Genomic DNA, 293 nt, shown 5'->3' on the forward strand with positions numbered 1-293 from the left:
CAGGGTTGCCGGGTCGGGGCGCTCGCGCTCGGGCACGTCGGCCCTGGCGGTGCCGATGTGGATGAAGCCGGCGATGCGTTCGCCCTCGACCAGGCCCAGGTGGGCCTGCACGACCGGATCGAAGGCCATCCAGGCCGTCAGCCACTGTGCGCCGAAGCCCAGCGCCTGCGCGGCCTGCAGCAGGGCGAAGCAGACGCAGCCGGCGGTCATCAGCTGCTCCTGCTCGGGCACCTTCGGGTCCGGGCGCGGGCTGGCCACCACCACGATCACCAGCGGGGCGTGGCTGAAACGCT

Annotated in this window: 1 protein-coding gene; it reads right to left on the reverse strand. The window is 73.0% G+C overall.

What is annotated here, in order from left to right:
- On the reverse strand, nt 1-293 hold a 293-nt coding region (locus tag EN852_RS39390; RefSeq protein ID WP_189546642.1), incomplete at both ends, for a nitroreductase family protein.

The organism is Mesorhizobium sp. M2E.F.Ca.ET.209.01.1.1 (genome assembly GCF_004010375.2).
Classification (GTDB): Bacteria; Pseudomonadota; Alphaproteobacteria; order Rhizobiales; family Rhizobiaceae; genus Mesorhizobium.